The following is a 7,855-nucleotide window of genomic DNA, read 5'->3' as shown; positions in this document are numbered from 1 at the left end:
CCCCACAACCCCAGGAGCCCCCACATGCGCTTCATGCTCATCCCCCGCCCCTCCACCATCGAGCCCACGCACTCGGACGCGCCCTTCGACGAGGCCGTCTTCATCGCGCAGATGAAATACAACGAGGAGATGCACAAGGCCGGCGTGCTCATCGCCTCGGAAGGCCTCAGCCCCTCTCCGGGCGCGCACGTCGTCTTCAAGGACGGCAAGTCCACCGTGAAGGATGGCCCCTACGCGGAGACGAAGGAGCTCATCGGCGGCTTCTACGTGCTGGAGGTGAAGTCGAGGGAGGAGGCCATCGAATGGGCCCGCCGCTATCCCGGCGGCATGGGCAACGACGACGTGATGGAGGTCCGCCCCCTCACCGGCACCAATGACATCCCGCCGGAGCTGGTGAAGCTCATCGAGAAGGTGGCGCCCACCTGGAGCCAGACGTTCAAGACGTCGTGACCCCTCCGTGACTGCTTCCATCGCCAGCCCGCGGGCACGACGGACTTCTCCGCCTGTGGCACGTACCGCGACGTGACGCGCTGTCTGTACGTCACCAGCGCGCCGTCCTCTACTGCCCGGCCTCGCGCAAGGTCGTCGTGCTGAACGGCGCCCGCTCCCCAGGGGAGGAAGGGGCCACCGCCCCCCTCCGTCCCACCCGCGTCTATACTGCGGCGCGCATGTCCACCCTGCCCGCGTCCGCCCTCGATGCGTCCGAAGCCCCGGCGTCCGTGCGCTTCCAGGGGCTGTGGCTCTTCTCGCCCCGGGCGGACCTGAGCATCCTGCTGCTGCCCACGCTGCTGCTGCTCGCCTCCGTGTGGCTCGCGAGCCTCACCGGCGAGGGCTCGCAGGGGTTCGCCCAGGGGATTGGCCGGTGGACGTCGCAGTACGTCTTCCTCAACGGCACGCACGTCATCCTGACCTTCCTGCTGGTGGGCACGCGGCGGGAGCTGCTGCACACCACGCCCTCCCAGTCCCGGCTGCTCGTGGGCGGCTCGGCGGCGGTGTTCGCGCTCACCTTCGCGCTGCTCGGGTACGCGGACGCCCATGCTCCGCTGCTGGCGCTGCTCCTGGGCGCGGGCATCCACGTCCTCGCGGCGCACCACACGCTGTCGCAGGTGAAGGGGCTCTGGGCCCTGCACGGCCTCCGGGGCCGCGTCGCGGGCGCCCCGCCGCTGTCCGAGTCCGAGCGCACGCTCCAGCGCCAGTTCGTGCCCGTCGCGCTGACCCTGATGATGATCCGCTCCCTGGCGCTGCCCGTCACCAGCGCGCTGGGCTCACGGCCCATGGTCAACATCGGCCAGGCGGAGTCCGGCTCCCTGCCGCATGGCCTCATCTGGGTGCTGCTCGCCGTCTGGGGCCTCTTCGCCGCGAAGCTGGTGCTCGCGCTGCGCGGGCCTCCGGGACAGAGCGGTCCCCGGCGCGTGTACGTCCTGTCCCATGTCGCGGTGGTGGCGGTGTACCTGGTGTGGCCCCTGTGGGGCGCCATCCTGAGCGCGGGCATCCACGGCCTGGAGTACTTCTTCCTCACCGGCCGGATGCTCCAGCCCACGCCCTCGGAAGCCACGGCCCGCCTGCGCGGCCCGCGCGTGTGGGCGGCGATGGTGGCCGTCATGGCGCCCATCATCCTGGTGGGCGTGGCCAACAGCCCCTTCGTCACGCTGGTGGACGGGGTGACGGGGGGCGCGGCCACGGCGTTCCTCCTGAGGCAGCAGCCGCTGTGGTCGCTGGGCGTCATCGCCACCAACGGCGTGGTGCTGGCGCACTACTTCGCGGACGCGTTCCTCTACCGCTTCCGCATCCCCCGCGTGCGCGAGGTGACGCTGCCCCGCCTGGGCCTGGGCTGAGGGGGACTCAGAGCTGGGCCGCCACCAGCCGGGCGTAGGCCCCGTCCTCTTGCACGAGCGTCTCATGGCGCCCCTGCTCGACGATGCGCCCGTTCTCCATCACCAGGATGAGGTCCGCCTTGCGGATGGTGCTCAGCCGGTGCGCGATGACGATGCGGGTGCAGTTCAGTGAAGCCAGCGCGTCCTGGACCCGGTGCTCCGTGACGGAGTCCAGGGCGCTCGTCGCTTCATCCAGCAGGAGGATTTTCGGATCGCGCACCAGGGCGCGGGCCAGGGCCAGCCGCTGCCGCTGGCCTCCGGACAGGGACATGCCCCGGTCCGCCAGCGGCGTGTCGTACTTGAGAGGCATGGCCAGGATTTCGTCGTGGATCTGCGCCTGCTTCGCCGCGGCGATGATGCGCTCCGGGGACGCCGCCGGGTCGCTGAGCGCGATGTTCGCGCGCAGCGTCGTCCCGAAGAAGGACGGCTCCTGCAGGACGATGCCCACCTGCCCCCGCACCGCGCTCAACGACAGCTGCTCCAGGTCCACCCCGTCGTAGAGCACCCGTCCGTCCGTGGGCAGATAGAGCCCCAGCAGCAGGTTCGCGAGCGTGCTCTTCCCCGCGCCGGAGCGCCCCACGATGGCCACCATCTGCCCGGGCTCGATGCGCACGGACACGTCCTGGATGATCAACGGGGACAGGGGACCGAACCGGAACGACACGCGCTCCATCTCGATGCGCCCCTGCAACTGCACCTGGGCCTCCGGCCGCGCCGGCTCGCGCTCCACCGGCGTGTCCAGCACGTCGTCGATGCGCTCGATGTAGCTGCCCACCAGTTGCAGCTGCCCCATCGTGGTGACCAGGTTCGCCAGGGGCGTGAGCAGGGCCACGGCCAGCGCGTTGAGGCTGAGCATCGTCCCCAGGCTCAGCCGCCCCTCCAGGACCTGGAGCGCCCCCATGCCGAGCAGCAGGAGCGGCGCGCTCAGCCGCAGCGTGCCGGTGAGCGCGTCCACCCAGGCGGTCAGCCGGCCTCGGGCCAGCGTGACGTTGAGCACGTCCACGAAGAGGCCGGAGTAGTGCTGCACGGCACGGTGCTCCGCGCCGAACGCCTTCAGCGTCTGCATCCCCGTGAGCATTTCAATCTGGTAGCTCTGGTTGCGCGCGTCCAGGTCCAGGTTGCGCGCCAGCAGGCTGCGCTGCTGGCTCCGGGACACCAGGAACACCCCCACCTGCAACGCGCCCAGGCAGCCCACCAGCAGGGCCGTGCCGGGGCTCGCCACGGCCAGGATGAAGAAGTAGAGCACCACCAGCAGCCCATCCAGCAGCGTGGACACGAGGCCGGAGGAGAGCACCTCGCGCACGGTGGCGGTGACGTTGAGGCGCGCCATCAGGTCGCCCGCGGCGCGCACCTGGAAGAAGGGGTACGCCAGCGACACCAGGTGCTCGAGGAAGCCGAGCGTCATGTCCGAGTCCACCCGCGTGCGCAGCTCCAGCAGCAGGTGGCTGCGCACCAGCGAGGTGAGCAGGTGGAAGCCCACCAGCGCGCCCAGGCCCACGCCCAGGACCAGCAGCAGGTGGTAGTCCCCCCGGGGAACGACGCGGTCCACCACCAGGCCCGTCAACAGGGGGATGGAGAGCATCAGGACCTGCAACATCAACGACAGGACGAACACCCGCGTGAGCGTCTGGGACTGGCGCGCGAACTTCTCCACGTAGCGCGACATGCGCCGGGCCCTGCCCGGGCCGCGCACGAAGCCCTCGCCGGGCTCGAAGAGCAGCGCCACGCCGGTGAAGAACTGCCGGAACTGCTCCATGGACACGAAGCGGCGGCCCTGCGACGGGTCGACGATGTGGACGCCCTCGGGGGTCCACCGCTCCAGGACGACGTAGTGGGTGAACTTCCAGTGGAGGACCGACGCCTCGGGGAGGAAGGGCACCGCGTCCAGGTCGATGGAGACGCCCCGCCCCCGCAGGCCGAAGGCGCGCCCCGCCGCCAGCAGCTGCGCCGCCGCGAGCCCGCCCTGGGCGGCCCCCGTCACGAGCCGCACGTCGTCCAGCACCACGCCCCGGCCGTGGAAGCCCAGCACCATGGCCAGGCAGGCGATGCCGCACTCCGCCGGGGTCATCTGCCGCACCTCCGGGATGCGCCGGCCGCGCACCGCCGCCTGGAGCCGCTTCAGCGCGGGGAAGCGCTCCACGAGCCCCCGTCCGGATTCATCCGTCATGGGGGAGCAGCTCCTTCAGTCCGGGGACGAGCGTGAGCAGGATGCTCTCCGACTTCACCCGCGCCTCCGCCCTCGCGGGCATGCCGTCGTAGTAGTTGAAGGTCCGGCCCTCGCGGACGAACGTCCGCAGCGGCAGCCGCGCGCGCACGAGCACCAGCGCTCCCTCCAGGGGAACGGCGTCCCCCAGCTCCGCGCCCAGGTAGCGCCGCGCCTCCCCGGGCCCGATGATCTGATCTCCCACGGACTCGATGACGAGGTCGCGGTACTCGTAGGCGAAGCCCTGCAGCTCCAGGCGCAGGTCCATGCCCGGCAGGAGCAGCGGCCGGTACTGCCCCGGCAGGAAGGCCAGCACCGCCACCGTCGCGTCGTCCCCCAGGAGCGACAGCGCGCGCACGCCGGAGGCGATGTACTGGCCGGGCTGGAGCCGCAGGTCCCCCACGACGCCCGCGTGGGGCGCGCGCAGCGTGCGCTCCTCCAGCCGGGCCTGGGCCAGCTCGCGCTCGGCGCGGAGGCCCGTGAGCGCCTGACGCGCGCCCTCGTCCGAGGGGTCGCGCAGGTAGCGGACGAGTTGCAGCTCGAACTCGCGGGAGATGCGCGCCAGGGTCCCCTGCTCCTGTTCGGACGCGAAGCGCACCAGCGGCTGGCCCGCGACGACGCGCTGGCCGGGCTGCACGTCCACCGTCAGCACCACGCCGGAGAACGCGACCGTCAGGTCCGTCTTGCCCTCCACGCGGATGAGCGCGGGGCCCGCCGCGTATTCGAAGAGCGTGCCCACGCAGAAGAAGAGCAGCGAACAGGCCAGCGTGCCCACCAGCACCCAGTACGCCCACCGGGTCCACGCGGGGCTGATCCGCAGGACGTCCCCTCCGGACTCCTCGTGGGCCCGCTGCTGATACTCCAGCGCCTCCTTGCGGTACGGGCTCGGCCGGGTCATGGCGTGACCACCTGGGGGGCGACCGTCGCCGGGACGAACACCCGCACCACGACGCCCGAGGGCACCGGCGCGCGGCCCTCTTCCCGGGACACGCTGGCGATGGCCAGCACCATGCGCGAGGCCGCGTCCACCTCCGGCGACAGGTTCTCCACCCTCCCCTCCAGGACCCGCCCCAGCGAGGGCACCTCCACGGACAGCCGCGTGCCCACCGTGACGCTCGCCGACTGGTCCTCTGGAATGGCGAAGCGCACCTGCTGCGTCCCGGTGCGGATGAGGTGGAAGATCGCGCGGCCGGGAGCAACCATCGCCCCCGTGTCCAGGTAGCGGATGGACACCTGCCCGTCGAAGGGCGCCACCACGGCGGCGTCGGAGAGCTTCTGGGCCATCTGCTCCACGCGCGCCTTGCGCTCGGCCACCATCGCCTCCGCCGCGCGCAGGCGGGCCACGGCGGTCTGCTCCTGGTAGCGCGCGGTGGCCAGCTCCTCCTCGGAGAGGGCGCCCAGGGCCAGCTGCTTCGGGTCCGAGCGGCGCTGGAGCCGCTCCTGCATCTCCGTGAGCGCGATGGACGCGATGTGCCGCTCCGCCTCACCCGCCTGGAGCGAGGCCTGCGCCACCGCCAGCTCGCGCTGAAGCGCCCGCGTGTCCAGCCGGGCGAGCACCGCCCCCTGGCGCACGCTGTCCCCCACCTGCGCGTCCATCCGCTCGAGGGTGCCCTCCAGCCGGGCCGCCACGTCCACGCTGCCTCCGGCGACGATGACGCCCAGCCAGCCCTCGCGCCGGGGCGCCTCCGGCACGTGGGACACCCGCTCCCGCGAGGGAGGGTCCCCCGGCCGGGCCGGGGCCGCGAGCCCGCGTCCGCCATGCCACCGGATGAGCAGCAGGGCCCCCAGGAAGACCAGGGTGCCCAGGCCCAGCGCCAATGTCGTGCGTCGTGACATCACACGGAAGTCATGCGGGGCGCGGCTCGCACGGGCTCCAGGGCCAGGACCGAAGGGACGAAGGAAGGTGAGGCGAGTCGCAACAACCCGAGCCCGATGCCGGACAGTCCCAGCATCAGCCCCGGCGCCTCATTGTACTTCGGCAAGCCGCAGCGCCACTTTCCATCCCGTCCCTGCGCCAGCACCCGCGCGGCCCGCGACAGCGCGGCCTGCTTCCAGGCCTCGTCGCCCAGCACCTCGCCGGCCAGGTGGAGGAGCTCCAGGTTGCCCACGTCCCCGTGGCACAGGCAGTGGCTGCCGCCAAAGCCCTCGCGCAGCACGGTGTCCAGCCCCACGGAGATCTCCGACGCGAGCCCGGCGTCCTCCAGGTGCCGCGAGGACAGCAGCCGGCCCAGCGTCACCCCGGCCGCGCCGTTGCACCAGGCCGTGAGGAACGCGCCAGGCACCAGCGGCTCCCCCTCCCGCGACGTGCGCAGGTCGCGCCAGTTGCCGGCCTCCGGAACGAACAGCGTGCGCTCGAAGACGAGCGCCTGGCGGGCCGCCTCCCGGTAGCGCTCGTCCCCGGTGGCCGTGGCCAGCTCCAGCAGGGACCAGATGAACCCCGTCGCGCCGTGGGCCATCCCGGAGAGCTCACAGGAGGCCGCGGGCACCAGCCAGGCCCGGCCGCCGCGCTTGGAGTCGCGCGCCGTCTGGAGCATCCGCTCGCCGCACCTGCGCGCCAGCCGGAGCGCCTCCGCGCTCCCGGTCTGCTGGTGCAGCCGCAACAGCACGAGCGCGCAGCCCGCGACGCCGCTGCACATGTCCAGCGCCTTGTCCGCGTCGATCTTCTCCTCCAGCGCCCCCAGGTTCTCGTGGATGTCGTCCAGCAGCCCGGGCTCCCCCAGCACCGCGGCCAGGTGGCTGAGCACGTAGACATGGGACGCGCGTCCCGCGAGCGCGCCCACGCTGGGGTAGTCCATGGGGTCCGGCGTGCGCCACTGGACGCGCACGGTCTCCGCCGCCTTGCGCGCCAGCGCCGCGAAGTCGCCGCGCCCCGTGACGGCCGACAGGTAGCCGAAGAAGAGCGCCAGCCCTCCCACGCCGTCGTAGAGCCCCGCGTTGATGGGCGACAGCGTCCAGCGCCAGTGCTCCAGGTCCTGGAGGCTCACGCCAATCCAGGTGACGTCCTGGGCGCCGTGGATGGCGCTCGCCGCCAGGTACTCGCCCAGCTGCACCGCGCCCGCGAGGCACGCCTCGGCGGTGGCCGGAGGCGGCAGGGACGCCACGGCCTCCGGGGACGTCCGGGCGGCGGACTCGCGCTCCTTGTCGATGGCCACCATGGATTGGCGGATGAGCGCCACCTGCGCATCGCAGCCCTCGGGGCCCAGCGCCGCCAGCAGCTGGAGCGAGTCCTCCAGGCTGGCGCGCAGGAAGTAGTCCGGCACGCACCGGCCCTGGCTGTCCCAGACGTGGCGCGAGCCGGGCCGGGCGGTGAAGACGGGCACGTCCCCCAGCCGCAGGTCCTCGTGCTCGAGGGGCGCCAGGCGCCCCATCGAGGGACGCACGCGGACCTCCGCCCACAGCTTGTCCAGGGCCTGGTCCCGGTCGAGCGCGTCGTGGAGGAAGTCCGGGTGGAGGCTCTCCTGCAGGAGGAAGCCGTAGCGCATCGTCGCCCGGGCGATGTGCCGCACCTCCACCTCCTGGAAGTCCCGGAGCATGCGGGCCACCTCGTCGCGGTGGCGGCACAGGTGCATGTACGTCTCCCGGAACCCGCTCACGATGGAGTCCACGAACTCGGTGACGTCCACCGGCTTGCCGTGGAGCAGGGCGCGGTTGTGGGCCCCCGACGTGGCCATCTGCCGGTGCACCACGCGCATCGTGTCCTGGGCGCGGTCCTCCACCGTGGCGGAGGCGTGGGGATACAGCTGCCCGGCCTCACCCCCCAGGCCGCTCAGGTCCACCC

General features: G+C 72.4%; 6 protein-coding genes. 2 read left to right on the top strand and 4 right to left on the bottom strand.

Annotated features, from left to right (window positions below; all coding sequences use genetic code 11):
* Together D7V80_RS39160 and D7V80_RS39155 are read left to right on the top strand one after the other, a co-directional pair.
* On the top strand, window positions 1-450 hold a 450-nt coding region (locus D7V80_RS39160; protein WP_233586066.1), incomplete at its 5' end, for a YciI family protein.
* A gap of 218 nt (window positions 451-668) precedes the next feature.
* On the top strand, window positions 669-1,835 hold the full coding sequence (locus tag D7V80_RS39155; protein WP_120592895.1) for a hypothetical protein: 1,167 nt from the start codon (window positions 669-671) through the stop codon (window positions 1,833-1,835).
* A 7-nt stretch (window positions 1,836-1,842) separates the two neighbouring features.
* On the opposite strand, the gene D7V80_RS39150 is transcribed toward D7V80_RS39155, so the two are convergent.
* The 4 genes from D7V80_RS39150 to lanM all read right to left on the bottom strand — a co-directional run.
* Complete coding sequence (locus D7V80_RS39150; protein ID WP_120592894.1) at window positions 1,843-4,041, bottom strand: peptidase domain-containing ABC transporter; 2,199 nt, start codon at window positions 4,039-4,041, stop codon at window positions 1,843-1,845.
* Complete coding sequence (locus D7V80_RS39145) at window positions 4,031-4,975, bottom strand: HlyD family efflux transporter periplasmic adaptor subunit (RefSeq protein ID WP_120592893.1); 945 nt, start codon at window positions 4,973-4,975, stop codon at window positions 4,031-4,033. The genes D7V80_RS39150 and D7V80_RS39145 overlap by 11 nt, the downstream gene beginning before the upstream one ends.
* Entirely contained in the window at window positions 4,972-5,913 is a 942-nt protein-coding gene (locus D7V80_RS39140) for an efflux RND transporter periplasmic adaptor subunit (RefSeq protein ID WP_120592892.1), read from the bottom strand. Before D7V80_RS39140 ends, D7V80_RS39145 begins: the two co-directional genes overlap by 4 nt.
* A partial coding sequence (gene lanM, locus D7V80_RS39135) for a type 2 lanthipeptide synthetase LanM (protein WP_120592891.1) occupies window positions 5,913-7,855 on the bottom strand: 1,943 nt, incomplete at its 5' end. The genes D7V80_RS39140 and lanM, both read right to left, overlap by 1 nt.

It is taken from the genome of Corallococcus sp. CA054B (assembly GCF_003611625.1).
In the GTDB taxonomy this organism is placed as follows: Bacteria; Myxococcota; Myxococcia; order Myxococcales; family Myxococcaceae; genus Corallococcus; species Corallococcus coralloides.
The sequence above is the reverse complement of the archived record's forward strand: the minus strand, read 5'-3'. Positions and strand labels throughout refer to the sequence as shown.

Excerpts from the sequence above, each read along its gene's own strand:
- D7V80_RS39155 (WP_120592895.1), top strand. The coding sequence starts at position 669 with ATGTCCACCCTGCCCGCGTCCGCCCTCGATGCGTCCGAAGCCCCGGCG.
- D7V80_RS39150 (WP_120592894.1), bottom strand. The coding sequence starts at position 4,041 with ATGACGGATGAATCCGGACGGGGGCTCGTGGAGCGCTTCCCCGCGCTG.
- D7V80_RS39145 (WP_120592893.1), bottom strand. The coding sequence starts at position 4,975 with ATGACCCGGCCGAGCCCGTACCGCAAGGAGGCGCTGGAGTATCAGCAG.
- D7V80_RS39140 (WP_120592892.1), bottom strand. The coding sequence starts at position 5,913 with ATGTCACGACGCACGACATTGGCGCTGGGCCTGGGCACCCTGGTCTTC.